The organism is Massilia sp. METH4, assembly GCF_037094685.1.
Lineage (GTDB): Bacteria > Pseudomonadota > Gammaproteobacteria > Burkholderiales > Burkholderiaceae_D > Rugamonas.
Map to the genome: position 1 here is coordinate 1522549 of NZ_CP146614.1, position 26817 is coordinate 1549365.

Below are 26817 nucleotides of genomic sequence, written 5' to 3' on the forward strand. Positions count from 1 at the left end.
GAAGCAAGGCAATAATTAGTGTATTAACTCGGCGCCAAGGCATCGGCCTGGGCGCGCAGCAGCGCGTCGAACTCCTCGGCCGGCAGGGGCTTGTCGAACAGGTAGCCCTGGCCGTAGTCGCAGCCGGCGGCGGCCAGCAGATCGCGCTGCTGGGTTGTTTCCACGCCTTCGGCGATCACGTGCAGGCCGAGCTTGTGCGCCATGACGATGATCGCTTCCGACAGCGCCATGTCGCTGGAGTCGGGGGCCAGGTTGCTGACGAAGCTGCGGTCGATCTTCAGGTAATCGATGTCGAACTTGTTCAGGTAGGACAGCGACGAGTAACCGGTGCCGAAGTCGTCCAGCGCCACCTGGATGCCGCCATCGCGCAATTGCAGCAGCTTGTCGGCCACCGTCGTGCTGGCGTCGAGCAACAGGCCCTCGGTGATCTCGACCACGATCGCCTGGCCCGGCACGCCGGCTTGCCGCAGCGCGCGTAACCACACATCGTAGTTGTTGCCCTCGCGCTGGAATTCGACCGGGGACTGGTTTAGGCTCACCTGGAACTCAGGATGCACGTCCTGCCGCCAGCGCTGCAGCCAGCGGATCGATTCATTGAACACCCATTGCCCGATGTCGACGATCAGGCCCGAGCTTTCCGCCAGCGGGATGAATTCGAGCGGGCTCACCAGGCCACGCTGCGGATGCTGCCAGCGCAGCAGCGCCTCGGCCTTGTGCACGCGCCCCGTCTTCAGGTGCACGATCGGCTGGAAATACAGTTTCAGCTGCTCGCCCTTGATCGCGCTGCGCAGGTCGTTCGTAAGGCGCATGCGGTTCAGGGCCGCCACCTGCAGCGCGGGCGTGAAGTAGCTGAAGCGGTTGCGCCCCGCGCCCTTGGCCGCGTACATGGCCTGGTCGGCGTGCTTGAGCAGGTCTTCCACGCTGGCGGCGTCGTCCGGGTAGAGCGTGATGCCGATGCTGGCCGAGATGAAGGCCTGCTCCTGGCCCAGCTGGAACGGCGCCAGAAGGCTGTCGATGATGTTCTGTGCGATCGCATCCACGCGTTCGGTCAGTTGCAGCTCCGTGAGGATCACCGTGAACTCGTCGCCGCCCAGGCGCGCCACGGTGTCGGACTTGCGCACGCAGCCGGCGATGCGCCGCGCCGCGTCGACCAGCAGCACGTCGCCCTGGTGATGGCCCAGCGTGTCGTTCACTTCCTTGAAGTGGTCGAGGTCGATGAACAGGATCGCGATACGGGTACCGTCGCGCCGGCTCTTGACCACGTCATGCTGCAGGCGGTCGAGGAACATGCGCCGGTTCGGCAACTGCGTGAGCGGGTCGAAGTTGGCCTGCTGCCAGATCAGCTCCTCGGTCTTCTTCTCGTCCGTCACGTCCTCGATCATGCACAGCTTCAGGTGCGGGCCGGCCCGCAGCGGCACCACGGAAGCCTCGACCCACACGATCGATTCGTCGGCGCGGACCAGCCGCAGCGTGGTGCGGAATTCCTGCACCTCGCCGGCGGCCAGCTGCTGCATCTGCAACGTCCAGCCTGCCACGTCGTCGGGATGCACGAAATCCAGCCAGTTGTGCGAGGCGAACGCATCTTCCGAGCGCCCGGCGATTTCCCGGTAGCGGGGATTCACGTCGGAAAACGCGCCGCAGGCGCCATCGATCAGCGCGATGCCGATCGGCGATGCCTCGAACATGGTGCGGAAGCGTTCCTCGCCAACCCGGATCGCATCGGCCGAGCGGCGCCGCTCGCGCGCCAGCAGGGCAAAGTGGATCGCGGCGCCGAGCAGCAGCAGCGCCGCGGCGCCGCCGCCGATCCGGTACAGCCAGGCCAGGTCCCTGCCCGGTTCGACGTTGTAGAGAAAACCCTCGAAGGTGACGCCCCGCGGCAGCAAGCCCAGGTCGGTGAAGACGTCGGCAATGTGCTGCCACCGTTCCGGGTTCATGTAGCCGATTTCCACCAGCACAGGTTGCACCAGCGGTACCATCTGGCGCGCTTCGTACAGCAGGTGCTCGCGGTCATGCTTGCGCGAATACTTCGCCAGGATCAGGTCGACAATCTCTTCCTGGTGGCTCATCGCATATTGCCAGCCGCGCAGGCTGGCGGCGCGAAACGCCTTCACGCGCTCCGGATGGGCGCCCAGCTCATGCTCGCTGGTGAACAGGTTATCGCCGTAGAAATCCACGCCGGCCGCACGCGGGCTGTAGACGTCGTAGAGAAAGCCGGCGCGGTCGAGGTAGTCCGTTTCATTCGTGGTGTGGATCGACATCGCATCGACGCGCCCGGCGATCAGGTCCGACGGGTCGTAGCTGTGCTCGATACGGAACAGGTGCTCCGCGGGCACGCCTTCGCGCTTCAGGTAGGCAGCCAGTTCGTCGGCATGGTTCAGCGGCGCCGATAGCGGCCCCAGCATCACGCGCTTGCCGAGCAGGCGGCGAATGTCAGGTGTGCCGCCCTGCTGGCGCATGGCCAGCGCATACGGCGAATGCTGGAAGATCACACCCAGGACCACCACGGGCTTGCCGGACAGGCGCGCCAGCAGCAGCGAGCTGCTGCCGATGCCGAATTGGGCGCGGCCGGCCAGCACTTCGCGCAGCGGCGCTTCGCTGTCGCGGCCTTCCACGATCTGCACGTCCAGGCCGGCCTCGCGGTAGTAGCCCTTCTCCACCGCCGCGTAGTACCCGGCAAACTGGAACTGGTGGGTGTGCTTCAGTTGCAGCACCACCCTGTCTTCGGCCCAGGCTGGCGCGACGGCGCCAAGCGCCAGCAGCAGGTTGGCGAGGACGCGACGAACAGGCAACAGGACGATGTTGGAAGGCACGGGGCGGCGGCACGGTCGAGGGACGGCACGTGGCCGCTGTTGCGCCCGATTGTACCGCCGTTCATCGCGCGCTCCATTGCTGAGTCCCGGATGCGGGGTCCGGATGTGGCTTCCGCGCCGCAATTGCTGCTACCTGCTGGCAATTTGAACAAGGAATTGTCCAAATGACCAGCAGGTCGGGGCGCGTGCGGTCAGCGGCGGCCCTTGGCTGCCGCCTTCGCACCGGCCTTCGGCTTGACCTTGATGGTATCGAGGATCGACGGGCGGGCTTTCGTTTCGATCGTTTCGCGCGCCGTGACCGACCCGGTCAGTGCGTTCGGGCGGCCGCCGCGCGGGACCGCGGCGCGGACACCGCTTGCCGATCCCGGCCGCGCGCCGCGCTGGGCACCGGGCGCCAGCTGCGGCATGGCGCGCTTGCCTTCCGGTGCCGCCGTCACGTGTTCCTCGCCCGGCGTCCAGGCGGGAATGAGGTGCTTCTCGCCATTGCCGATCAGGTCGCCGCGGCCCATTTCCTTCAGCTTCTCGCGCAGGATTGCCCAGTTGGCCGGATCGTAGTAGCGCAGGAAGGCCTTGTGCGCCTTGCGCACCTTGGCCGTGCGCGGCGTTTCCACCACTTCCGAGTCGTCCGTCACCTTCTTCAGCGGATTCCTGCGGCTGTGGTACATGGTGGTGGCCATCGCCATCGGCGTGGGCATGAAGGTCTGCACCTGGTCGAGGCGGAAGTTGTTCTTCTTCAGCCACAGGGCCAGGTTCAGCATGTCCTCGTCCGACGTGCCCGGGTGGGCCGCGATGAAGTACGGGATCAGGTACTGCTTCTTGCCGGCCTCGATCGAAAACTTCTCGAACATGGCCTTGAATTCGTCGTAGGCGCCGATGCCCGGCTTCATCATTTTTGAGAGCACATTCGTTTCCGTGTGCTCCGGCGCGATCTTCAGCAGGCCGCCCACGTGATGGGTGACGAGCTCCTTCACGTACTCGGGCGAACGCACGGCGAGGTCGTAGCGCAGGCCGGAACCGATCAGGATCTTCTTCACGCCGGGGATCGCCCGAGCCTTGCGGTACAGCTGGATCAGCTTGCTATGGTCGGTGCCCAGGTTCACGCAGATCGACGGGTATACGCACGACAGCCGGCGGCACGATTCCTCGATCTTCTTGTCCTTGCATGCCAGGCGGTACATGTTCGCCGTGGGGCCGCCCAGGTCGGAAATCGTGCCGGTAAATCCCTTGGTCTTGTCGCGGATATGCTCGATCTCGCGCAGGATCGACGGCTCCGAGCGGCTCTGGATGATGCGGCCCTCGTGTTCCGTGATCGAGCAGAACGTGCAGCCGCCGAAGCAGCCGCGCATGATGTTCACGGAGAAGCGGATCATCTCCCATGCCGGGATGCGCGCATTGCCGTAGCTGGGGTGCGGGGCGCGGGCGTAGTTCATGTCGTACACGCCGTCCATCTCGTCCATGGCCAGCGGCAGCGGCGGCGGGTTGATCCACACGTCGCGGTCGCCGTGCTGCTGCACCAGCGCGCGCGCATTGCCGGGGTTGCTCTCCAGGTGGAACACGCGCGAGGCATGCGCATACATCACCGGGTCGGTGCTCACCGTGTCGAACGACGGCAGCCGCACCACGGTGCGGTTGTGCTTTTCCTTCGCCATCGCCTGGCGCTCCTCGCGCGTCATGATGCGGATCGGCTTGACCGTGGGTTCCGGCGCGGCGTTCTCGGTGGCGCAGGCTTCCTTGTCTTCCTTCGCCATCGCGTACGGATCGGGGTGTGCATCGATGCGGCCCGGCACGTCCACGCGCGTGGAATTGTGCACGCCCCACTCTTCGGACGGCATCCAGCCGTGCGGTACCAGGAAGGCGGTGCCGCGCAGGTCCTTGATGGACTTGATGTCCTCGCCCTTGTTCATGCGGTGCGTGAGGTCGACCAGCGCGCGCTCGGCGTTACCGAAGATCAGCAGGTCGGCCTTCGAATCGATGAGCACCGACTTGCGCACCTTGTCCGACCAGTAATCGTAGTGGGCGATACGGCGCAGCGATGCCTCGATGGACCCGATCACGACCGGCGTGCCGGGATACGCTTCGCGGGCCTTGTGCGAATAGACGGTCACGGCGCGGTCGGGCCGCTTGTTCGGCTCGCCGTTCGGCGTGTACGCATCATCCGAGCGGATCTTGCGGTCCGACGTGTAGCGGTTGACCATCGAGTCCATATTGCCGGCCGTGATGCCGAAATACAGGCGCGGCTTGCCCAGCACGCGGAACGCGTCCGCCGACTGCCAGTCGGGCTGGCTGATGATACCCACGCGGAAACCCTGCGCCTCCAGCAGGCGGCCCACCAGCGCCATGCCGAAGCTGGGGTGGTCGATATAGGCGTCGCCCGTGACGAGGATGACGTCGCACTCGTCCCAGCCCAGCGCTGCCATTTCGGCGCGGGACATGGGCAGGAAAGGCGCGACGGGAGCGCGGGCAGACCGCTTGGGCACGGTCGCGAAGAGGTTCATGGGGGCGTTCATAAGGCGGGATTGTACCAAAAAGCGTGCGCCAGCGCGCATCGCCGCGCTTTTTGTTGAAGAAAAAGCTTTTATTATCAACCACTTGTGTTGCAGCCGGGCGAAATTGTACGAGTGGCCATTGCAAAGCGCGGGCGGCGGCCTATAAAGAAGGAAGGTGAGAAGGAGGAACGATGCGAAGACGACTCTACTACGTGCTGCCCGATATTCCATCCGCGCGCGCGATGCTGGACGAACTCCTGCTGGCGCGCATCGAAGAGCGGCATATCCGCTTCCTGGCCCGCGAGGGCTCCTTGCCGGACGATATGCCCGGCTGTAGCTTCATGTTGAAAACCGATCTGGTGCATGGCGCCCAGCTGGGCATCCTGATCGGCGGCATTGTCGGCTTCCTGGCCGGCATCATCCTGGTGCTGATGCCCCCTGCCGGGCTGGCGATGAGCACCGCCACGATCCTGCTGATGGCCTTCGGCGGCGCACTGTTCGGCGCCTGGGCGTCCGGCATGAACGGCTCCGCCATCCCGAACAAGCGGCTCGAGCAGTTCGCCGACCGCGTGCAACAGGGTCAGGTGCTCCTGATCGTGGACGTGCCGGTGCGGCGCGTGCGCGAGATCGAGGCGATGATCGCCGAGCGGCATCCCGACTTCAACTTCGGCGGCGAAGAACCGCCCATGGTGGCGTTTCCCTGAACGCCATTGCCCGGTTCGGCCGCGTGGATTGCGTGGGCTGAACCGGGATCTTCCCCTTCGGCTTCCTCTTCAGCTTTCCCTGGGGAAGCTAGATACCCATATTGCCCAGGATACGGCCCAGCTCGCGCAGCGTGGGTTCCAGTGCCGGGTGCTTGGCGGCGAACTTTGCCGAGATTTCCTGCGTGCGTTCGGCCAGGCCGTAGGTGGTGGTGCCTTCGTCGCTGACCGCGCCGTCCGCCGCACGCTGTTCCAGCACGCGCTCGATGTCGTCGTCGAGCTGGCGCAGCAGCTCCTGCAACTCCTCGTCGACCGGTACGCCGCTTGCCAGCGCGGCGTGCACGTCGCGCAGCGATGTCTTCAGGTTGTTGTCCATGTTCGTCTCCCTTGAATGAAGCTGATACGGATCGATACAGCGATTTATACACTTTTTCACTCTTCGGTGGCCACCCGTTCGGATGCAATGCGTATTGGCCGGGCACGATCCGCCACCGTGATGGCCGGTTTCGCCATGTCATACGAGCGTAACTTGCCCTGCTTATGATGCGCCGTCTTTCACTTTCGGCAATGGCCCATCCATGACCCAATCGAATTCGCGTCGCAAGTTCATCCGTACCTTTTCCCTCGCCGTTTCCGCGATCCCGCTGACCGCCTGCGGCGGCGACGACGACACGTCGTATGAATCGATCACCTATGCGCACGGCGTGGCCAGCGGCGACCCGCTGGCTGACCGCGTGATCCTGTGGACGCGCATTTCCGCACCGTCGGGCGCGGAAGATCTCGACGTGGGCTGGACCGTCGCCGAAGACAGCGATTTCACGAAAGTCGCCGCTTCGGGGACCTTCCGCACGGGCGCCTCGCGCGACTTCACGGTCAAGGTCGACGCGACGGGCCTGGCGGCCAATCGCCGCTACTACTACCGCTTCCGCTGCCAGGGCGTCGATTCGCCCGTGGGTCGCACGAAGACCCTGCCGACGGGCTCCGTGTCGCAGGCACGGTTCGCCGTGTTCAGCTGCTCGAACTACCCGGCCGGCTACTTCAATGTGTACGGCGACGCGGCCAAGTTCGACGATATCGACGTGGGCCTGCACCTGGGCGACTACATCTACGAATACGCCGCCGGAGGCTACGCTTCGCAGAACGCGGCCGCCATGGGCCGCGTGTCGCAGCCGGCCACCGAGATCATCACGCTGTCGGACTACCGCCGCCGCTACCAGCAATACCGCAGCGACCCGGACCTGCAGGCCGTGCACGCGCGCATGCCGTTCATCACCGTGTGGGACGACCACGAGCTGACCAACGACACCTGGCGCGAAGGCGCGGAAAACCACGACCCGGCCACCGAGGGCCTGTGGGCCGCCCGCCGCCAGATGGCCATCCAGGCCTATCACGAGTGGATGCCGATCCGCCAGCCGGACGCGGCGCGGCCGGACCGCATCTACCGCTCCTTCGACTTCGGCAACCTGCTGTCGCTGCACATGCTCGACACGCGCGTGATCGGCCGCGACAAGCAGCTGGCCTATGCCAGCTACGTCAATGCCGACAAGTCGTTCAACGCCGCCGCCTTCACGGCGGACGTATCGAACCCGGCGCGCCAGCTGATGGGCGCCGAGCAGACCACCTGGCTGCAAAGCCAGATGTCGAAATCGACCGCGACGTGGCAGATCCTGGGCCAGCAGGTGCTCATGGCGCGCATGATGCTGCCGGCGCCGATGGTGCTGGGCACCGTGGGCTACGCCGCTTACTTCGCGATCGCGGCCAAGGTGCAGGCCGGCGTGCCGCTGACCGCGACGGAACAGCAGCAGCTGGCCGCCGCGCCGGTACCGTACAACCTCGACGCGTGGGATGGCTACCAGGCGGCGCGGGAGATGGTGCTGAACATGGCGCGTTCGCTGAACAAGAACCTGGTGGTGCTGGCGGGCGACACGCACAATGCCTGGGCCAGCGACCTGGCCGATGTGAATGGCCAGGCGGTGGGCGTGGAATTCGGCGTGCCGTCGGTGACGTCGCCCGGTTTCGAGGGCTACTTCCCCAGCGCCGATCCGAAGGTCGTCGCCGCCGGCATGGAACAGCTGATCGGCCCGCTGCAATACGCCGAAACCGCTTCGCGCGGCTTCGTGGTGCTGACCGTGACGCCGACTGAAACGCGCGCCGAGTACCGCTATGTGAATACGATCCAGTCGCAGACGTACACGGCGGCGGTGGGCAAGGTGCTGCGCATGTTGCCGGGGGCGGGGAACCGGAAGATCGTGGCGGGTTGAGCCGCCGGGACGGACGGGGACAGTCCCCGGTGTTGTAATGAGACCAGCTCAACATGGGCAAATCAAGCACTTATGGTGTTGCTAAAAATCGGGGACTGTCCCCGGTGTTGTTTTGCGACCAGCTGAGCAGTGGGTGAAAAAAAACCGCGCGATTGCGCGGTTTTTCTTTGGGTTAGTCGGTCAGTCCGCGCCGTTCCAGCAGCGGTTCGACTTTCGCGTCGCGCCCGCGGAATTCGCGGAACATCTGCATCGCGTCCATCGTGCCGCCCTTCGACAGCAGCTTCTGGCGGAACCAGTCGCCGTTCTTGCGCGACAGGCCGCCGTTTTCCTTGAACCAGTCGACCGTGTCGGCGTCGAGCTTCTCGGCCCACAGGTAGCCGTAGTAGCCGGCCGAGTAGCCGCCGGAGAACACGTGCGAGAAGTACGTGGTGCGGTAGCGCGGCGGGACCGGGGCGAAGTCCACGCCGGCATCCTTCAGGCTTTGCGCTTCGAAGGCCAGCACGTCGGTAGGCACCTGGTCGGCTTTCAGCTGGTGCCATTTCTGGTCGAGGATAGCGGCCGCCAGGTACTCGGTGGTGCGGTGGCCTTCGTTGAACTTCTGGGCGGCCAGCACCTTGTCCAGCAATTCCTTGGGCATCGGCGCACCGGTCTGGTAGTGCTTGGCGTAGTTGTTCAGGATCGTCGGCCAGGTGGCCCACATCTCGTTGACCTGCGACGGGAATTCGACGAAGTCGCGCGGCACGCGCGTGCCCGAGAAGCGCGGGTATTGCACGTTCGAGAACATGCCGTGCAACGCATGGCCGAATTCATGGAAGGCGGTGCGTACTTCGTCGTAGGTGAGCAGCGTCGGCTCGCCATTGGCCGGTTTCGGGATGTTCAGGTGGTTCGCCACGACCGGCTGCGTTCCCAGCAACTTGCTCTGGCTGACATAAGCATTCATCCATGCGCCACCGCGCTTGTTGCCGCGGGCGTAGAAGTCGCCGATGAAGATGGCGAGCTGCTTGCCGTCGGCATCGAACACGTCCCACACGCGCACGTCCGCCTGGTACACCGGCAGGTCCTTGCGTTCCTTGAACGTCAGGCCGAACACCTGGTTGGCGGCGAAGAAAACGCCGTTTTCCAGCACGCTGTTCAGCTCGAAATACGGCTTCAACTCGTTCTGATCGAAGGCGTAGCGTTCCTTGCTCACCTTGTCGGCATAGAACTGCCAGTCGTGCGCGGCCAGCCGGAAGCGGCCATTCTCCGCGTCGATCACCTTCTGGATGTCCGCCGCTTCGCGGCGCGCGTTGCGCACCGCCGGCTGCGCGAACTCGGCCAGCAGCTCGTCGACGGCGGCCGTGTCCTTGGCGGTCTGGTCTTCCAGGTGGTAGGCCGCGTGGCTGGCATAACCCAGCAGCGCGGCGCGCTCGGCGCGCAGCTTCGCCAGTTGCAGCACGAGGTCGCGGTTGTCGAAATCGCCGCCGCGGCTGCCGCGTGCCATGGCCGCGGCCAGCAGGCGCTCGCGCGTGCTGCGGTTCTTCAGCACCGACAGCGGCGCCTGGCCGGTGGTGTTGACGACCGGGATCACGTATTTGCCTTCCAGGCCACGCGCCTTCGCATCGGCGGCCGCCTTGGCGATCGCAGCGTCGGGCATGCCGTCCAGCTCTTCCTTCGTGCCGACCACCAGCGCGGAAGCGTTCATTTCCTTCAGCACGTTCTGCGCGAAAGCGGTCTGCAGGCCGGCCAGCTTCGCGTTATACGCCTTCAGCTTTTCCTTGTCCGCCGCGGAAAGCCTGGCGCCGGCGCGCACGTAGTCGGTGTGGTAGCGCTCGAGCAGGTATTTCGATTCCGGATCGAGCTTGAGCTTGTCGCGCTTGTCGTACAGCGCCTTGATGCGCGCGTACATCTTCGGGTTCAACAGCATGGCGTCGCTGTGGGCGGCCAGCTTCGGCGCCAGCGTACGGTCCAGCGCCTGCAACGTGTCGTTGGTGTTCGTGCCGTTCAGGCTGAAGAACACGGTCGACACGCGGTTCAGCAAGCGGCCGGAACGCTCCATCGCCACGACGGTGTTCTCGAACGTGGGCGCGGCCTTGTTGTTGGCGATCCGCTCGATCTCGGCAGCCTGCTCCTTCATGCCCTCTTCGAAGGCTGGCGCGAAGTCGCCGTCGGCGATCTTGTCGAATGGCGGGTATTGCAGCGGCAGCGTGCTGGGTGCCGCGAACGGGTTCGCGGCGGGCAATGCCGCCTGGGCGAGGCCGGCGACGGCGAGGCTCGCCGCCAGAATCATCATCTTCGGATAGTTCAAGACATCATTCCTTGGTCGGCTGGACATTCAGGCCGCGGCGCTCGAGCAGCGGTTCGATGGCGGCATCGCGGCCGCGGAAATTGCGGAACAGTTCCATCGCATCGGCGGTGCCGCCGCGCGACAGCAAGGTCTTGCGGAACCAGTCGCCGTTCTTGCGCAGCAGGCCACCGTTTTCCTTGAACCACAACACGCTTTCCGCATCGAGCTTTTCGGCCCACAGGTAGGCGTAATAGCCGGCCGAATAGCCGCCCGAGAAGCTGTGCGAGAAGTAGGTGGTGCGGTAGCGCGGCGGCACCAGCGCATAATCGACACCCGCTTCCTTCAGCGCGGCCGCCTCGAAGGCCAGCACGTCATCGGGCACCTGGTCCGGTTGCAGCTGGTGCCACTTCTGGTCCAGCAGGGAAGCGGCCAGGTATTCGGTGGTGGCGAAGCCCTTGTTGAACTTGCGCGCGGCGGTGACCTTGTCCAGCAATTCCTTCGGCATCGGCGCACCGGTCTGGTGGTGCTTCGCGTAGTTGGCCAGGATCTCGGGCCACACGGCCCACATCTCGTTGACCTGCGACGGGTACTCGACGAAATCGCGCGGCACGCTGGTGCCGGAGAAGCGCGGGTACTTCACGTTCGAGAACATGCCGTGCAGCGCGTGGCCGAACTCGTGGAACATCGTCGTCACTTCATCGAACGTCAGCAGCGTGGGTTCGCCCGCCGGCGGCTTCGGGATGTTCTGGTGGTTGCCCACCACCGGCTTCTCGCCCAGCAGTGCCGACTGCGACACGTACTCGTTCATCCAGGCGCCGCCCTGCTTGTTCGGGCGGGCGTACAGGTCGGCCAGGAAGATCGCCAGCGGCTTGCCGTCCGCATCGATCACGTCGAACACGCGCACGTCCGGGTCGTACACGGGCAGGTCCTTACGCTCCTTGAACGTGATGCCGTACAGCTTCGTGGCGGCGTAGAACACGCCGTTCTCCAGCACGTTGCTCATCTCGAAGTAGGGCTTCAACTGCTTTTCATCGAAGGCGAAGCGCTGCGCACGCACCTTGTCGGTATAGAAATCCCAGTCGGCGGCGGTGATCGGGCCGCCGGCGATAGCGGCCAGGTCGGCGCCTTCGCGACGCGCATTGTCCACGGCCGGTTTCGCCAATTCCGACAGCAGCTTGTTCACGTTGGCGGTGTTCTTGGCCGTCTGGTTCGCCAGCGAATACGCGGCGAAGTTCTCGTAGCCCAGCAGCTTGGCTTGTTCGGCGCGCAGGCGCGCCAGCTTCTTGACCACTTCGCGGTTGTCGAATTCGCCGCCGCGGCTGCCCCGTGCCAGCGAAGCGGCCATCAGCCGTGCGCGCACTTGCGGATTGGTCAGCTCGGCGAGCGCCGGCTGGCCCGTGGTGTTCTGCAGGGCGATCAGGTATTTGCCCTTGTGGCCCTTCTCCTCGGCGGCCTTGGCCGCGGCATTGATGGCCGCTTCCGGCATCCCGGCCAGCTCCTCGCGCGTGTCGACCACCAGGGCCGAGGCATTGATTTCCTTGAGCACGTTCTGCGTGAACGTCGTCTGCAGCGTGGCGATCTCGCCGTTCAGGCGCTTCAGCGTTTCCTTGTCCTGCGGCGACAGCCTGGCGCCGGCCAGCACGAAGTCTTCATGGTAACGCTCGATCAGGTATTTTGATTCGGCGTCCAGGCCCAGCTTGTCGCGCTGGGCATACAGCGTGTCGATGCGCTTGAACAGCTTCGGGTTCAGGTGAATCGCGTCGCTGTGCGCGGCCAGCTTCGGCGACATTTCGCGGTCGATGGCGTCCAGCCTGTCGTTCGTGTTCGCACCCACCAGGTTCGAGAACGTGCTGTGCACGCGGTGCAGCAGCCGGCCGCTCTTTTCCATCGCCACGATCGTGTTCTCGAACGTGGGCGCCGCCTTGTTGTTGGCGATGCGCTCGACTTCCTTCAATTCCTCGGCCATCCCGGCGTGGAAGGCTGGCAGGAAATGCTCGTCGCGGATCTTGTCGAACTGCGGATAGTGCAGCGGCAGCCGACTGGTGGTCAGCAGCGGGTTGTTACCGTTGGCTTGCATGGCGGAGGCGGTGGGAACTACCTGCATGAACGCCAGCGCCAGGCCGGCGGCGAGAACGAGCTTCTTTGGAGGGGTCATATCGTCTTTCGATTAACCAGTCGAAGCCGGCGAGATCGTCACCGGCGCCATTGTGGAACGCCTGCCCGTGGCAGGGCTTGAACGCGGGATGATAACAGGCGTGTTTCGCAGAGTCATCCCGTGGCACGATGACGCGATGCAGCGCAAGGAGCGGGAAGCGCCGCGGGTGCGCGGCATCACGGCGCGGGGGCCCCGCGGGGTCAATCCCCGGCAGGCAGCAAGCTCTGGTGCTCCCAGCGCCCGAGCAGCGCGGCAAAGTGCGCGGCCGCCGGGCGGATCCGACGTTCGTCCTGGCTCTCGAGCGCGAGCTCGAACAGGCCGATCTGTTGCCCGAGGATCTCGCGTTCCGCGCCCAGCAGCTGCTGGAACAGCCGCTCGCCGCGCGCCTTCAGCGTGCGGTTCTCGAGTCGGTCGCGCGGGTGGATCTTCAGTTCGGACAGCGCGGCGAAACGCCGCTCGATCTCCGCCTCGCTCAACATGCCCGGATTGCCCTCGATGACGACGGCGAAGCGCTCTCCGGTGGCCTGCGGGGTGGCCTCGACCTGCAGCAGGCCGTTGGCATCGTAGGTGAAGCGCACGTCGACGCCCTGCCGCTCGCGGCTCAACGGCGGCAGCGGAACGCTCAGTTCGCCCAGCTTGATGTTGTCACCGACGAGGCGCGCCTCGCCCTGGTAGATCTGCAGGACGATGGCGACCTGGCCTTCCTGCACCGGGTGATACGTTTTCACCCGCGACACCGGCACGATGGTATTGCGCTCGATGACGGGATCGAAGTGGCCGCCGGTGAGCGGTCCGCCGCCGAACTGGCGCACCGTCTCCAGCCCCAGCGAGTAGGGCGCGACGTCCGTCATCACCACCTCGTCGAGCGCCGCGTCGCGCATCTTCAGGCCGGCCTGCACCGCCGCGCCCAGCGCCACCACCTCATCCGGGTTCAGGTCGCACTCGGGGAAGCGGCCGAACATCCGCGCCGCAAGCCGGCGCACCGCGGGCATGCGCGTGGCTCCGCCGGCCAGCACGATGCTGTCCAGGTCTGCACTGGACATGCGCGCATCGCGCAGCGCGCGCTCCACCGGATCGCGCAGCCGCGCCAGCAGCGGCGCGGCAAGCTGGTCGAAATCCGCTTCGTCCAGTTCCATCACGCATTCGTCATCGCCGACATGCAGCGCCATGCGGCCGCGCCGCCCCTCTTTCAGTTCGCGCTTGGCCGCTTCGGCCTGTGCCCGCGCGCGCTCCATGAAGCGGGCGTCGTCCTTCCAGAGCGGATGCAGTTTCGCTTCAGCGAAAAAGCGCTGCACGATGGCGTCCGTGAAGTCCTCGCCGCCCAGGAAGTTGTCGCCCGTCGACGCGCGCACTTCCATCACGTTCTCGAACAGGTCGAGCACCGACACGTCGAACGTGCCGCCGCCCAGGTCGAAGACGAGGAACTTCGACTCGCTGTCGCGGTTGTGGATGCCATACGCCAGCGCCGCGGCGGTCGGCTCGTTCAGCAGGCGCGCCACCGTGAGCCCGGCGAGCTGGCCGGCGGCGCGGGTCGCCTTGCGCTGGGCATCGGAAAAATAGGCCGGCACGGTGATCACGGCTTCCGTTACCGGCTGGCCCAGCGCGGCCTCGGCGTCTTCCTTCAGCGCGCGCAGCACCAGTGCCGACAGCTCCTCCGCGCGGAACACGCGCTTGCCAAGCCTGAACTCCCGGTTGCTGCCCATGTGGCGCTTGAACATCGCGGCCGTGCGATCCGGATGCGTTTGCAGCCGCTCGCGCGCCGCCCTGCCGACCAGCACCGTGCCGTCGTCGTCGATACTGACGCACGACGGCGTCAGGACTTCGCCGAGCGCGTTGCGCAGCAGGTGGGCGCCGCCGTTTTCCCAGACGGCGACGAGGCTGTTGGTGGTGCCGAGGTCGATCCCGACGATCATGTGATGCTCCCGATAAGTGTATGCGGCGTGCCCGTGGCACGGTTGAGATCTGCCGCCGCCGTTATTGCGGCCGTGCGACGGTGACAGTGAAGATCGCCGCCATGTCGGCGGGATAAGGCTGTGCCTTGCGCACCGCCTGCTCCACCGCCGCATCGTAGCCAACGTTTTTCCCTCGGCTGGCGGAGAACACCGAGAGCACGTCCTTGTTCGCGTCGAGGAATACCTCGTAGGTGGCCGTGTGCGGCAGTCCGGCGGGGCCGTATGGGTAGTCGATGCCTTGCTGGATGCGCTGCTGGTACTCGTCCGGCAGCACGGTGCGGCCGGCGGGGCCAGGCTGGGCTGAACTCGTAACCGTCTGTTCGATGTCGCTTTGCGAAAGCGTCGACGAGCGGCTACGCGCTGCGACCAGCAGCAGCACGAGCGTGACCATGACGAGCAACGGCAGCACGGCGAGGAACAGCGGCGTCGGTTTCGATGGCGGCATCAGGCCGGCGGTCAACTCGTCGTGCAACCGGGCCTGCTGCAGTTCCTTGTGCAGTTCCTGCCGCCAGCGCGCGGCAACCTCCGCCGGGGCAACGAGGCGCAGCCACATGGGAGCGCCCGAACCCAGGCGCATGAAAGCCGGATACAGGCGCTGCTTTGCTTCGCCGTCGAGCTGTGCATCGTGCCGCAGGCACAGGAGCACCTGTTCCTGCGCCTCGATCTCGTCGGCGGGAAGGCTGTCCAGCATGCCCTTTTCGTCCAGCGCGTGATGCAGCACCAGACCAACGCCAGCCATGCGCGCCAGCCGCGACAGGTCCTGCTCCCAGCCGAACACTTCGCATGCGGCAGGCAGCAGCAGTTCGTGGCCCGGCCGCCAACCATCCGCCAGCCGCGCGGCGAGATGCAACTCGAATGCCGCCGCTTCGTCGAGGTTCACGAGCGCATCGCTGGCCAGGCTGCGCCGCAATGCATCGACCGCTGGACGCAGGCCAGGCGTGCCTTCCTCCACCAGCGCGTCGAACACGGCGTCAAAGCGCCCGTATTCCTCGGCGGCGGCCTCGCCTGGCGCCGGCAGCGTGGCATGAGGTACCGTCGCATCAGGTACCGTGCCATCCGGTACCGTCGCATCCCGCACTGTTGCATCAGGTACCGTCGCATCAGGTACCGTTGCATCCGGCAGCGGAACAGCGGCATGCGGCACCTCCGGCGTTTCCAATGCCGCGGACGGCGCGGCAGGTGCCGGCGCATGGTCTTCCTGCGCCACCGGCTCGCCCGACATCGCGGCCCACGCCAGCGCATGCTCGTATGCCGCGCGCAGTCGCGTGAATGCCTCGACCTCCCGGTCCTGGTCGATCTGCTTCAGCTGCCGCGCATACGCGCGCCGGATCGACCGCTCGTCGGCATCGCTTGCAAGCCCGAGGTGGAGCAGGAAGGACGGGGCGTCCTGCACGTCGCTGTCGTCTGTGGCCATTTTAGTGCCTTGCGGAAACATGAAATGATAACCCGATGCCGGCACGGCGCCAACTTCCAGTGGTACGATCGCCACATGCCTCGCTCTATCGGTTCCTTGTATGACGCTATCGTGGTCGGCTCCGGCCCCGGCGGCGCAAGTGTCGCGCGCACGCTCGCCGCGGCCGGCGCGCGCGTGCTGATCCTTGAACAGGGCGGCGCCGCACCGGTGGCCGGCACGCTCACGCAGATGGCGGGCATGGCGGCAGTACCCGGCAAGGGGGCGTTCTTCCATCGCGACGCGTCGCTGCTGGTGCGCGGCATCACGGCGGGCGGCAGCTCCACGATCAATTTCGCGACGGCCGCGGCGCCGCCCGCCGCGCTGTTCGCCCGTTACGGCATCGACCTGGCGGACGACGAACGGGCGCTGCGCGCCGAGCTGCCGCTCGGGGCCCTGCCGGACAACCTCGTCGGCCCGATGGCACGCCGCATCGCCACGGCGGCGCAGGCGGCCGGCCTTCCTTGGCGCAAGCTGGACAAGATGATCCGCCCCCAGGCATGCCGCACCGGCTGCTGGCGCTGCGTGTACGGCTGCCCGTTCGGCGCGAAATGGACGGCGCGCGACTTCATCGACGAAGCCTGCCGCCATGGTGCCGTGCTGGCGGCGGACACCCGCGTGGAGCGCGTGATCGTGGAGAACGGCCGCGCGGCTGGCGTGAAAGTCACGCACGAGGGCGCTCCCCACACGGTGCTGTCACCGCTCGTGATCCTGGCGGCCGGCGGCATCGGCACGCCGCGGCTGCTGCACAGCTCCGGGCTCGGGCCGGCGAGCGTGCCGTTCTTCAGCGACCCGGTGGTGGCGGTGATGGGCACGGTCGGCGACCTGCAAGGCGGTGCCGAGGTACCGATGGCGGCCGGGTTCGCGCTGCCGGAGGAAGGCCTGTCGTTCGCCGACCTGGCGCTGCCACGCCCGATGTACCAGGCTTTCGCGGCGCAGGTGGGCCGCTTCGACCGCTTGCATGCGCACGCGCGCACGCTGTCGATCATGGTGAAGATCGCGGATGATACGGGCGGCGGCGTCGGCCCGCGCTGGGTGGACAAGACCCTCACGGCGGCGGACCGTGCGAAGTTCGAGCGCGGCATCGCGATCGCGCGCGACGTCCTGCTGCACGCGGGCGCGAAGCACGTGTTCGGCAGCCATCACTTCGCCGCGCACCCGGGCGGCACGGCGCAGATCGGCAAGGTGGTCGATACGGGCCTGCAAACGCGCATGCCGGGCCTGTTCGTCTGCGACGCCGCCGTGCTGCCCGCGCCATGGGGGCTGCCGCCCACGCTGACCTTGCTGTGTCTCGGCCGGCGCCTAGGGCGGCATCTTGCCACCGCCCTCAGTGAGCGCCCAGCCGCTTGAGGAGCGCCTTGCCCACGTCCGCCGCGGACGCGGGATTCTGGCCCGTGATGAGCTCGCGATCTTCCACCACGAACGGCGTCCACGGCTGCGCATTGCTGCGGTAGTCGGCACCAGCCGCCTGCAAACCGTTCTGCGGCAACAGCTTCATCGCGCCACCGTTCAATACTCCCTTGGCCTGCTCTTCTTCCACATTGCTGATCACCGTCATGCGGTAGCCGGCGTAGATCCAGGCAGGCCGGGAGACCGGCTGGCCCGCTTCCAGCCGCGCCACGAAGTCCGGCTGCGCGACGGTGGCAAGCAGTGCGGCCGGACCATGGCAGGTCAGCGCGGTCGTCTTGCCGGCGGCGTGGAACGCGGACAGCAGGCGGCCCACGCGGGGATCGCGGATCAGGTCCTGCATGGGTGCGTGGCCGCCTGGTACGTAGACTGCATCGTAGGCGCCATAGCCCTGCTGCTCGATGCGGTCCAGGCTGACTACCGGCGAGCGTGCCGGCGATGTCAGCGCCAGCTTGTCCAGCAAGGCGCGATGCTCGGCATAGGCCGCTGCCCCGCCATGGAAGTACTGAACATCCTCCGACACCTTGTCCACCGCCGGCGCGCGCCCCTCGGGCGTTGCGAACGCGACCTGGTGGCCCGCGTCCAGCAACATCTTCACGGGTTCCATCAGCTCGTTCAGGAAGAAGCCGGTCGGGTACCGCTTGCCATCCTTCAGGTCCAGCTCGTGCGCGTCGGACAGCAGGACCAGCACATTGGCAGCTTGCGCCGCATGCATGCCCAGCGCTGCGGCCAGCAGCGCGGCGCCGGCGGCAAGCTTTGTCAATCGTTTCATTCGTGCTCCTCGTTTTGCAAAGCGCACACTGTATTCAGATTGCGACGGGACATAAATGCGTTCGATAGCATTTGATTTTTGCGTTACAGAGCAAAGTCCCTGCCCCGCCCGCGAACGGAAGCGATCTCCGGATGCCCAATTTGCCGCCAATGCACACTACAATGCCGCTTTCAATTGCCGATCCGACAATGCGCCAACTCTTCGCCGGACTGAAAATCCTCCAGCTGCCCCCATGGGCGATCGCGATGGCGGGGCCGTTGATGTTCGGATCGCTCGACCTGGTTGCCGTGCTCACGGAAGGGTTCGGCCGCACCTCGCTGCACAACCCGATCGGCGAACTGGGCTACGTGATCGCGAAGCGGGTCGCCGACACGGGGGTCAATGCACTGACTTTCGACTTGTATGTAGCCGGCAAGGCCATCGTGACGTGCGCATGCGCCGCGATGGCATACGGCGCAAGCAGGACGGTATGGCCACACCGCCGCTTCCTGTGCCTGGCAGGCCAGCTGGCCTGCGCGCTGGCGATGGACTCCCTGGTGTTCCATATGCTGGTGGCGGCGCAGCTGGCATTGCTGCTGCCCACGCGCACCGGCCTGCGCTGGCTGGCAGTGATGTATCTGCTCGGTGTGGCGGCCGACGCAGCGCTGGTCGCCACGGCCCAGGCCAGTGTCGAACATGCGCTGCGCTGGTCGATGTTCGCCTATCTCTCCCTGGAGCGCCTGCTGATCTGCCCCGCCTTCTACATTGCCGACCTGGTGCTGCGCGAACGCCGGTCCCGCGTTGCCCTTGCCACCGCCCATGCCCAGGTGCTGGCCACCCAGACGCTGCTGGGTGAAACGCTGCGAGGGGCAGAGCGGATGCGCATCGCGCGCGACCTGCACGACACCCTGGGCCATCACCTGACCGCGCTGAACCTGCACCTCGACCTGGCAGTGCGCCAGGCCGGCAGCAACGCGCCGGCGGCACTCGGCACGGCGCGTGGGCTGGGACAGGACTTGCTCGCCCAGGTGCGCGGCGTGGTCACGCATGCCCGCCGCGACCAGGCAATCGACCTGGAGGAGGCATTGCGCGTCCTGTGTGCGGGCCTGCCGGCGCTGCAAACGGAGCTCGATATCGATGCGGACGCCGCGCAGCATCCGCCCCATGTGGCGCACGCGCTGTTCTGCTGCATCCAGGAAGCGGTCACGAATGCGCTGCGCCATGCCGGCGCGACGAAGCTGACGATACAGCTCCAATCGAGCGCCGGCATGACGGTCGCTCGCGTGGCCGACAATGGGCGGGGCAACCCGCTCATCGTGGAAGGCAACGGATTGCGCGGCATGCGGGAACGGTTGACGGACATGGGTGGCGCGCTGCTCATCGCGGCCGGCAGGCCCACCGGGCTGGCTCTGGAAATGCGCCTGCCGGGAGGCGCGGCGTGATCCCCGTCATCCGGGTAGCGCTGGTGGACGACCAGACGCTCGTGCGGAGCGGCATCCGGGGCCTGCTGGACCTGACGGACGATATCCGTGTGGTGGCCGAAGCGGCCGATGGCCACGAGGCGGCCCGCATGCTGGCCGAGACGGCGGTGGACGTGCTGCTGCTCGACGTGCGGATGCCCGGCCGCGGCGGCGTGGAGCTGCTGCGCGAAGCGGCGGCGCTGCCGCCGACGATCATGCTGACCACGTTCGACGACGACGACGCCCTGTTCGATGCCATGCGTGCCGGGGCGCGCGGCTTCCTGTTGAAGGATATCTCGCTGGAGCGGCTGGCCGACGGAATCCGGGCCGTGATGGCAGGCGAAACACTGTTTCGTCCCGCCCTGACCGAGCGCACGCGGGCCGCGTTCCGCCGCGGCCAGGTGGCTGTCCCCGCCGGCGTCAGCGCCCTGACCGGCCGGGAGACCGAAATCCTGGCGCTGATGGCCGGAGGCCTCAGCAACGGCGAGATCGCCGCCAACCTGGGCTGCGGCGAAGGCACCGTGAAGAACCATGTGTCCAGCATCCTGGCCAAGCTGGGCGTGCGCGACCGCGTGCGCGCCGTGCTGCGCGGGATCGAGCTGGAGATCATCTGATCCCGCCACGGCACGCCGCCGTGAAGTCGTTGGCGCGCCGGTAGTCGCGCGTGGCCAGATGCAGCATGCCGAGTATCGAGTGGAACAGGTCGTCGTGGCTGCGCGGTGCGCCGGCCTGGCGGCGCAGGCAGGCCATGTCGATGCCGGTACGTGCCGCGAACCCGTCGGAGAGCCACAGGTACATCGGTACCCTGGTCTGTTCCGCGGGCGCGATCGCGTAGGGCATGCCATGCAGGTACAGCCCTTTTTCGCCGAGCGATTCGCCATGGTCGGACAGATACAGCAGTGCCGCGTGATGCGTGCGCTGCTCGCGCAGCGCGGCGATGGCGCGGCCCAGCACGTGGTCGGTATACGCCAGCGCATTGTCATAGGCGTTGACGATCTCCTCGCGCGTGCAATGGCCGAAATCCTCGTTCGCGCAGGCCGGCTGGAAGCGCCCCATGCGCTCCGGATAGCGCCGGAAATACGCCGGGCCGTGGTTACCGATCTGGTGCAGCACGATCACCTGGGGCCGGCCCGCTGCCAGGCGATGCGGCGCCAGCCCCTGGAGCAGCACTTCATCGAGGCAGCCGCCCGGGCAGGATTGCGCCAGGTGATGCTGTGCAAGCCCCGCGCATACGCCCTTGCAGCCGCTCTGGTTGTCGAACCATGCGGTCGGTATTGCGGCGCGCTCCAGTACGTGCAACAGCGATTCGTGGGTGCGCGCCCGGCGCTCGCTATAGCCGGCGCGCCCGAACGGGGCGAACATGCAGCGCAACGACACTTCGGTGCTCGTGCCGCACGAAGTCACGTCCGTGAAATTGATGCCGCCGGCGGCGGCCAGGTGCGGGGTCGTGTCGCGCCGGTAGCCGTTCAGGCCCCAATTGGCCGCGCGAGCCGTTTCGCCGACGACGATGACGAGCAGCAGCGGCTTGTCGAAGCTGGCCCAGGCCGCGCCACGGGCAATATCCGGCGCGACCGGGTGGCGCGGCGCATCGTCCATGCCCGTCCTGGCCGTTGCATGGCGCAGCGCGGACGTAACGAGGTTACCCGGCGTGACGAGGTAACGCAACTGCGGATGATTGCGTACCAGCGGTGCGAGCTCGCGCGCGGCCAATAGCACGATGGCGCCCCCTGCGGCCAGCACCACGGCCAGGAAAACGATGCGTGCCCGGCAGGCTTCGCGCCAGGGCCGCCGGCGCATCGGCACGGCCAGCACGCATGTGGCGGGCAGCATTCCCGCCCAGGCGACGTGCCACAGCAGGCCGGCATTGAACCATTCGGATGCCTCGCGCACATCGGTGTGCAGCACATTGCCGACCATGGCGGGATCGACATACACCGTGTAGCGCGACGTGAAATACGACACCGGCGCGGCGGCAAGCAGCAGCAGTGCCAGCACGGGCCGCGCCGCGCGCCCCGCCGCCAGCATGCCGAACAGCAGGCAGTGCGCGGCCGTGACGACCGCGAACAGCGCCGCCGGCAGCAACCAGTCACGTAGCCCGGCAAGCGTGGCGCCCCCCAGGGCAAGGCGCCAGAAGCCGTTGTTGAGGAAGATGCAGCAGTACAGGCTGGAAAGTACGATCAACTGTTCCGCCGTGTAAGGGCCTGGCTGGGCGCCGGGCCACCGCGGCGCCAGGGCCAGCCGCGCGAGCAGCGTTTGCATGGTTCGGCCAGGCGTGCATCAGAAATCGAATCGCACGCCCAGCTGAAGCACGTTGTGCCGCATGCGCGCCTTGGGCGTTTCGATCTTGCCGTAGGAAGCCAGTTCGGCCACCGCGGCAACGCGCGGCGTGACGCGGTATTCCATGCCCACGGTACCCATCGGGCGGAAGTTGTGCTCCTTTTCCTCGCGGCCGCCGGGTGTCTTCAGCACCAGGTAATTGCGCGCCACGCCGCCCTTCAGGTACCAGGCCAGCTTGTCGTTGATGGGGAAGGTGGCTTTGCCGGCCGCGTACAGCGCGCCGGAGCGGGCCGACGTTTTACCGCCGGCGGTGGCGTAATCGGCGTCCGACAGCCGCGCATAGCCTGCTTCCAGCGCCCAGGTGTCGTTCAGATGCCAGCCGCCGTACACGGTAACAGGCACCGCCTTGTCCGTCGGCTCGAGCACGGTGCCGGAAGCTTCGCGCCATTGCTGCGTGCCGCGCTTGCCGAGCGAAATGCCGGCATACGATTGGGCGAGGGCGGAAGAGGCGGCAAATACCGCCAGCAGCGGCAGCAGCGCGACGAGAGTCTTGTGTTTCATGTTTTCCTTTCACTGGCGTGCAGCCGGACGATCCGGCCACATCGCTGGCGCAGTGTAGGAAACAGGGTGATTTGCCACATGTGCCATCCGTCATGGCCCAAGGGCATGACGAACGGCACTGGCGTGCCGGCTTGCGATCAGTAGTGCGGCGGCCGCTCGTTGAGCGGCGCCTGGGCGGCGTCGCGCGTGCGCACATGCTCGGCCAGCTTGGCGATCATGGCTTCGAGCTGGTCGATCTGCTTTTGCTGTTCGTAGATGCGCTGGTTCAGCGATTCCACCAGGTCTTCCTGGTGCGCCAACTTGATTTCGATGTCGACGAAGCGTTCGATGGTTGGGTCTTCGGGGTTCACGTGATTTCCTTGGGCTTGGAGGTGGCCAGCAATTCCTTCATGCGGGCCAGGCGTTCGCGCGGCGAGATCACCTCGGTTTCCTTCGGCGGCGCATCGCCCACGTCCAGCTGCATCTCGGCGATGAAGCGGGAAACGTCGCAGTGTACCTGCTCGCCGGCGCGCTTTCTCTTCTTGCACCAGGTGAGCTGCAGCGTGCGCTGAGCGCGCGTGATGCCCACGTACATGAGCCGCCGTTCCTCCTCGATGCGCTGGGCCAGCGTTTCGACCGGCGCGTCGGGGTCGCCCTTGTGCGGCAGGATGCCCTCTTCCACGCCGACCAGGAACACGTGGGGGTATTCCAGGCCTTTCGAGGCATGCAGGGTGGACATGCGGATCGCGTCCGGGTCTTCGTCCTTTCCTTCCAGCATGGACATCAGGGCGACCATCTGCGTCAGTTCCAGTACGTTCTTCTCTTCGCCGTCGCGCTCCTTGCCGCCGCGGCCACGGTCCTTCAGCCAGCTGACGAAATCCAGCACGTTCTGCCATTTGCTTTGCGCGGCGCGCTCCTCGAGCGTGTCGTACAGGTAGTGCTCGTAGTGAATCGCTTCCATCAGGTCGTCCAGCACCTGGGCCGCGTTATCGCCGCTGCCGGACGGACCGGGGCGGCTGGCGCGCGCTTCCAGGTCGTTGATGAAGTTGCAGAAGTCGCGCAGGGGCTTGAGCTGGCGGTCGTTCAGCTTGGCCTCGATGCCGCCCTTGAACACGGCTTCGAACAGCGAGCATTGCCACTGGCCGGAGAACGATCCCAGCACCTCGAGGGTGGACTGGCCGATGCCGCGGCGCGGCGTGGTCACGGCGCGGATGAAGGCCGGGTCGTCGTCCTGGTTCGCCAGCAGCCGCAGGTAGGCGATGATGTCCTTGATCTCGGCCTTGTCGAAGAAGCTCTGGCCGCCCGAGATCGTGTAGGGGATGCGCTGGTTGCGCAGCGCCTGCTCGATGATGCGGGCCTGGTGGTTGCCCCGATACAGGATCGCGTAGTCGGACCACTTGTTGCGGCGCTCGAAGTGGTCGGCCGAGATCATGATGGCCACCTGGTCGGCTTCCTGCTCGTCGTTGGCCATCGCGTGCACCTTGATCGGCTCGCCCAGGCCGTGCTCGGACCACAGCGCCTTCTCGAACAGCTTCGGGTTGTTCGAGATGACCGCGTTGGCCGCCTGCAGGATGCGCGTGGTGGAGCGGTAGTTCTGCTCCAGCTTGATCAGCTTCAGGTCAGGGAAATCGACCTGCAGGTTGGCCAGGTTTTCCACCGAGGCGCCGCGCCAGGCGTAGATTGCCTGGTCGTCGTCGCCCACCGCCGTGAACATGGGCTTCTTGCCGATCCCCGTGACCATCAGTTTCAGCAGCTCGTACTGGCAGGTGTTCGTATCCTGGTATTCGTCGACCAGCAGGTAGCGCAGGCGGCGCTGCCACTTGTCGCGCACCGGCTCGTTGTCGCGGAACAGTTCCACCGGCAGGCGGATCAAATCGTCGAAGTCCACGGCCTGGTAGGCCGACAGCGTGGCGACGTAGCTGGCGTAGATGCGCGCCGATTGCGCCTCATCTTCGTCCTTGGCGTTGCGGATCGCCACTTCGGGCGTCACCAGGCCGTTCTTCCACAGCGAGATATCGTTCTGGATGCGGCGGATCAGCCCCTTGTCGGTGGTGAGCGCCATGTCCTGCACCAGCGAATAGCAGTCGTCGCTGTCCATGATGGAAAAGCGGTCCTTCAGGCCCAGGTGGTTCGCCTCCTGCCGCAGGATCTTCACGCCCAGCGAGTGGAAGGTGGACACGGTCAGCAGCTTGGCCTGCTTGGGCTGCTTGAGCAGCTTGGCGACCCGCTCCTGCATCTCGAGCGCGGCCTTGTTGGTAAACGTGAGGGCGGCGATGGTGCGGGGATCGTAGCCGCGCTCCTCGATCATGTAGGTGATCTTCTGCGTGATCACGCGCGTCTTGCCCGAGCCGGCGCCGGCCAGCACGAGGGCGGGACCGTCGAGATACAGCACGGCTTCGCTTTGCGGCCCGTTCAGGCCGAATCTGGGTGCGTTGGACATGGGAAGAAATGTAGGGTTCAAGCGTGATAGAAGCAGGCACAGCCGGTCACGCAGTCCGCCATTCTACCGCCTCGGCATTGATATTTCCCGCTCCGAAGGAATATAGTGGCATTCGGCTCACGACATTTTTGCCATCCTATGAAATTCGAACATCTGATTGAAATCAACGATCCGCTGAATCCGCTGATCGATACCATCTCGCACGAGCAACTGTGGCGCGGGCTCGTGCTGCGCGCCGAATCGCCGAAACTGTTCGTGCCCCACCTGGACGAGGTGCACATCGGCGAGCGCACCGCCAGGGGCTTCAAGCGTACCCAGCGTTACGGGGACCTGGTGATCGAGGATACGGTGGTGCTGGAATACCCGAACCGCATCCGCTACGAGGTGGACGCGCAGGGCGAGATCAGCAAGTCGAGCCTGACGATGACGATCGAATCGCACGGCCAGGACCACCTGTTCGTGCGCTTCGAGTACGAGGATGCCCACAACGCCCGCGAGGACGAGGAAAACGCGATGTTCGACGATTTCCGGCGCTCGGCCTACCAGGAATCGGATATCGACACGATCCGCGTGCTGCGCGAACTGGCCGGAGAAGGCCGGCTGGACGCAACCCTGAATTGATGTGATGGCGTCAGGGCAGCGCCGTCCTGCCCCACACCTGGTCCATGCGAATGTTCGCGTCCACCTGGTCGGCGGACAGCACGTCGCGGATCGATGACAGGTCGCCGCGCGTGTCGCGTTGCAGGAAGACGTCGAGCGGCGCGCCGCGCGGGCCGATGAAGGATTGCACCCAGGGTGTCGTCGAATTGAGGCCCTTGCGCGAGACCACGCCCACCTCGCCGTTGAGGAGCCGCACGAAGGTGCCGACCGGGTAGATGCCCAGTTCGCGGATCAGCACGGCGCCCAGTTGCGCGTCGAGCGCATGCCGCGCCTCGAGCAGGATGTCGCGCAGCGCGGCGTTCGGCAGCATCGGCTTGCGGTACGGCCGGTCCGACACGCGCGCGCAGTAGCGGTCGGCCAAGGCGACCAGCTTGGCCGGCAAGGCGATGGCGTCGCCCACCAGCGCGCGCGGGTAGCCGCTGCCATCTTCGTTTTCATGGTGCGATTGCACGCAGTCGAGCCACAGCGGGTCGGTCACGCCAGCCTGGCGCAGCAGCGCCACGCCCCGTTCCGGATGGCTGCGCACCAGGGCTTTTTCCTCGTCGGACAAGGTGCCGCGCTCGTCCTGCAGCCGCAGCAGCGCCACGTTCATCGTCAGCGCGGCCAGTGTCATCGATTGCATCTCGGCGGCGGGGCGCTTCACGGCGCGGGCCACGATCTGCGCCACCACGGCGGTATCGATGCAGTGCCGCACCGCGTACGGGGCGGCGCGCTGGTTGTGCAGGATGCACGCGGCCGCGACCTCGGGATGGATCTCCACGGCCTGGGCCACGAGCAGCGCCACCTGCTCCAGCTCGGCCTGCACGCCGGCGCCCCCGGCGGCGATCCGGTGCAGCAGGGGCTCCAGTTCCGCTACCGCGTGATTCAGCAGGCGCAGCACCGAGGGCGGCTCGGTGCTGGCGCCGGCGGGCGCGGGAACGGCCGGGTCATCGACGTAGCCCCGCTCGACGAGGCTATCGGCCTGCGCATCGGAAGACGGCATGAAGCCCTTGCGTGCCAGCAGCGCGCCGTTTTCCCCGAATACGTTCCAGGCGAGCAGTTCGCCCACCCGCAGGTCGCTTCTGGTCAGTCGCCGTATCGTCATGATGTCCCCAAATATTGCCTGCGCGTATGACTTTACGGAGCATACCGCTGGCGATTCTTGCTATATGTCAATAGTCTATAGCAATAAGGAAATCCCGCAGCAATTTCCTTTGGGTATATC

19 protein-coding genes are annotated in these 26817 nt (G+C 66.2%); 6 read left to right on the forward strand and 13 right to left on the reverse strand.

Going from position 1 to position 26817, the window contains the following annotated elements; genetic code table 11:
* Positions 1-23: 23 nt before the first annotated feature.
* A complete protein-coding gene (locus V6Z91_RS06770; RefSeq protein WP_338768325.1) occupies positions 24-2810 on the reverse strand; it encodes an EAL domain-containing protein in 2787 nt (928 codons plus the stop codon).
* 191 nt (positions 2811-3001) lie between these two features.
* Entirely contained in the window at positions 3002-5317 is a 2316-nt protein-coding gene (locus V6Z91_RS06775; protein WP_338768328.1) for a YgiQ family radical SAM protein, read from the reverse strand.
* Positions 5318-5487: 170 nt separating this feature from the next.
* Between V6Z91_RS06775 and V6Z91_RS06780 the strand changes: the two genes are divergently transcribed.
* On the forward strand, positions 5488-6000 hold the full coding sequence (locus tag V6Z91_RS06780; protein WP_338768331.1) for a DUF1269 domain-containing protein: 513 nt from the start codon (positions 5488-5490) through the stop codon (positions 5998-6000).
* 88 nt (positions 6001-6088) lie between these two features.
* On the opposite strand, the gene V6Z91_RS06785 is transcribed toward V6Z91_RS06780, so the two are convergent.
* Positions 6089-6373, reverse strand: a complete 285-nt coding sequence (locus V6Z91_RS06785; protein WP_338768335.1) for a DUF4404 family protein — start codon at positions 6371-6373, stop codon at positions 6089-6091.
* 202 nt (positions 6374-6575) lie between these two features.
* Between V6Z91_RS06785 and V6Z91_RS06790 the strand changes: the two genes are divergently transcribed.
* The gene (locus V6Z91_RS06790; protein ID WP_338768338.1) at positions 6576-8258 is read left to right on the forward strand and encodes an alkaline phosphatase D family protein; all 1683 of its coding nucleotides are present in this window, start codon (positions 6576-6578) and stop codon (positions 8256-8258) included.
* Positions 8259-8430: 172 nt separating this feature from the next.
* On the opposite strand, the gene V6Z91_RS06795 is transcribed toward V6Z91_RS06790, so the two are convergent.
* The 4 genes from V6Z91_RS06795 to V6Z91_RS06810 form a co-directional block, all read right to left on the reverse strand.
* Positions 8431-10527, reverse strand: coding sequence for a M3 family metallopeptidase (locus tag V6Z91_RS06795; RefSeq protein WP_338771756.1), 2097 nt, complete (start codon positions 10525-10527; stop codon positions 8431-8433).
* Between the two features lie 19 nt (positions 10528-10546).
* Positions 10547-12676 carry a M3 family metallopeptidase gene (locus V6Z91_RS06800; protein ID WP_338768340.1) on the reverse strand — a complete coding sequence of 710 codons (2130 nt, stop codon included), beginning with the start codon at positions 12674-12676 and terminating at the stop codon, positions 10547-10549.
* Between the two features lie 200 nt (positions 12677-12876).
* Positions 12877-14589 carry a molecular chaperone HscC gene (locus tag V6Z91_RS06805; RefSeq protein WP_338768342.1) on the reverse strand — a complete coding sequence of 571 codons (1713 nt, stop codon included), beginning with the start codon at positions 14587-14589 and terminating at the stop codon, positions 12877-12879.
* A gap of 61 nt (positions 14590-14650) precedes the next feature.
* Positions 14651-16042, reverse strand: a complete 1392-nt coding sequence (locus V6Z91_RS06810; protein WP_338768344.1) for a hypothetical protein — start codon at positions 16040-16042, stop codon at positions 14651-14653.
* Between the two features lie 75 nt (positions 16043-16117).
* Here V6Z91_RS06810 and V6Z91_RS06815 point away from each other — a divergent pair, with 75 nt between their 5' ends.
* Positions 16118-17428, forward strand: coding sequence for a GMC family oxidoreductase N-terminal domain-containing protein (locus V6Z91_RS06815; protein WP_338768346.1), 1311 nt, complete (start codon positions 16118-16120; stop codon positions 17426-17428).
* On the opposite strand, the gene V6Z91_RS06820 is transcribed toward V6Z91_RS06815, so the two are convergent.
* The gene (locus V6Z91_RS06820) at positions 17406-18257 is read right to left on the reverse strand and encodes a type 1 glutamine amidotransferase domain-containing protein (RefSeq protein ID WP_338768348.1); all 852 of its coding nucleotides are present in this window, start codon (positions 18255-18257) and stop codon (positions 17406-17408) included. The genes V6Z91_RS06815 and V6Z91_RS06820 overlap by 23 nt on opposite strands.
* A 188-nt stretch (positions 18258-18445) precedes the next feature.
* Here V6Z91_RS06820 and V6Z91_RS06825 point away from each other — a divergent pair, with 188 nt between their 5' ends.
* Positions 18446-19678, forward strand: a complete 1233-nt coding sequence (locus V6Z91_RS06825; RefSeq protein WP_338768350.1) for a histidine kinase — start codon at positions 18446-18448, stop codon at positions 19676-19678.
* The gene (locus V6Z91_RS06830; protein WP_338768351.1) at positions 19675-20310 is read left to right on the forward strand and encodes a response regulator transcription factor; all 636 of its coding nucleotides are present in this window, start codon (positions 19675-19677) and stop codon (positions 20308-20310) included. Before V6Z91_RS06825 ends, V6Z91_RS06830 begins: the two co-directional genes overlap by 4 nt.
* Here the strand turns inward: V6Z91_RS06830 and V6Z91_RS06835 are convergent.
* The 4 genes from V6Z91_RS06835 to V6Z91_RS06850 all read right to left on the reverse strand — a co-directional run bounded on the left by V6Z91_RS06835 (position 20303) and on the right by V6Z91_RS06850 (position 24953).
* On the reverse strand, positions 20303-21955 hold the full coding sequence (locus tag V6Z91_RS06835) for a phosphoethanolamine--lipid A transferase (RefSeq protein ID WP_338768354.1): 1653 nt from the start codon (positions 21953-21955) through the stop codon (positions 20303-20305). The two genes, V6Z91_RS06830 and V6Z91_RS06835, sit on opposite strands and share 8 nt — an antisense overlap.
* Positions 21956-21973: 18 nt before the next feature.
* Positions 21974-22534 (reverse strand): porin family protein, encoded by a 561-nt coding sequence (locus V6Z91_RS06840; protein ID WP_338768356.1) that lies wholly within the window; start codon positions 22532-22534, stop codon positions 21974-21976.
* 137 nt (positions 22535-22671) lie between these two features.
* On the reverse strand, positions 22672-22884 hold the full coding sequence (locus V6Z91_RS06845; protein WP_338768358.1) for a SlyX family protein: 213 nt from the start codon (positions 22882-22884) through the stop codon (positions 22672-22674).
* Positions 22881-24953, reverse strand: a complete 2073-nt coding sequence (locus V6Z91_RS06850) for a UvrD-helicase domain-containing protein (protein ID WP_338768360.1) — start codon at positions 24951-24953, stop codon at positions 22881-22883. The genes V6Z91_RS06845 and V6Z91_RS06850 overlap by 4 nt, the downstream gene beginning before the upstream one ends.
* A gap of 138 nt (positions 24954-25091) precedes the next feature.
* On the opposite strand from V6Z91_RS06850, the gene V6Z91_RS06855 reads away from it, so the two are divergent.
* Positions 25092-25574, forward strand: a complete 483-nt coding sequence (locus V6Z91_RS06855) for an AtaL-like protein (RefSeq protein ID WP_338768363.1) — start codon at positions 25092-25094, stop codon at positions 25572-25574.
* 10 nt (positions 25575-25584) lie between these two features.
* Here the strand turns inward: V6Z91_RS06855 and V6Z91_RS06860 are convergent, their stop codons facing one another.
* Positions 25585-26697, reverse strand: a complete 1113-nt coding sequence (locus V6Z91_RS06860; RefSeq protein WP_338768366.1) for an HD domain-containing phosphohydrolase — start codon at positions 26695-26697, stop codon at positions 25585-25587.
* Between the last annotated feature and the right edge of the window lie 120 nt (positions 26698-26817).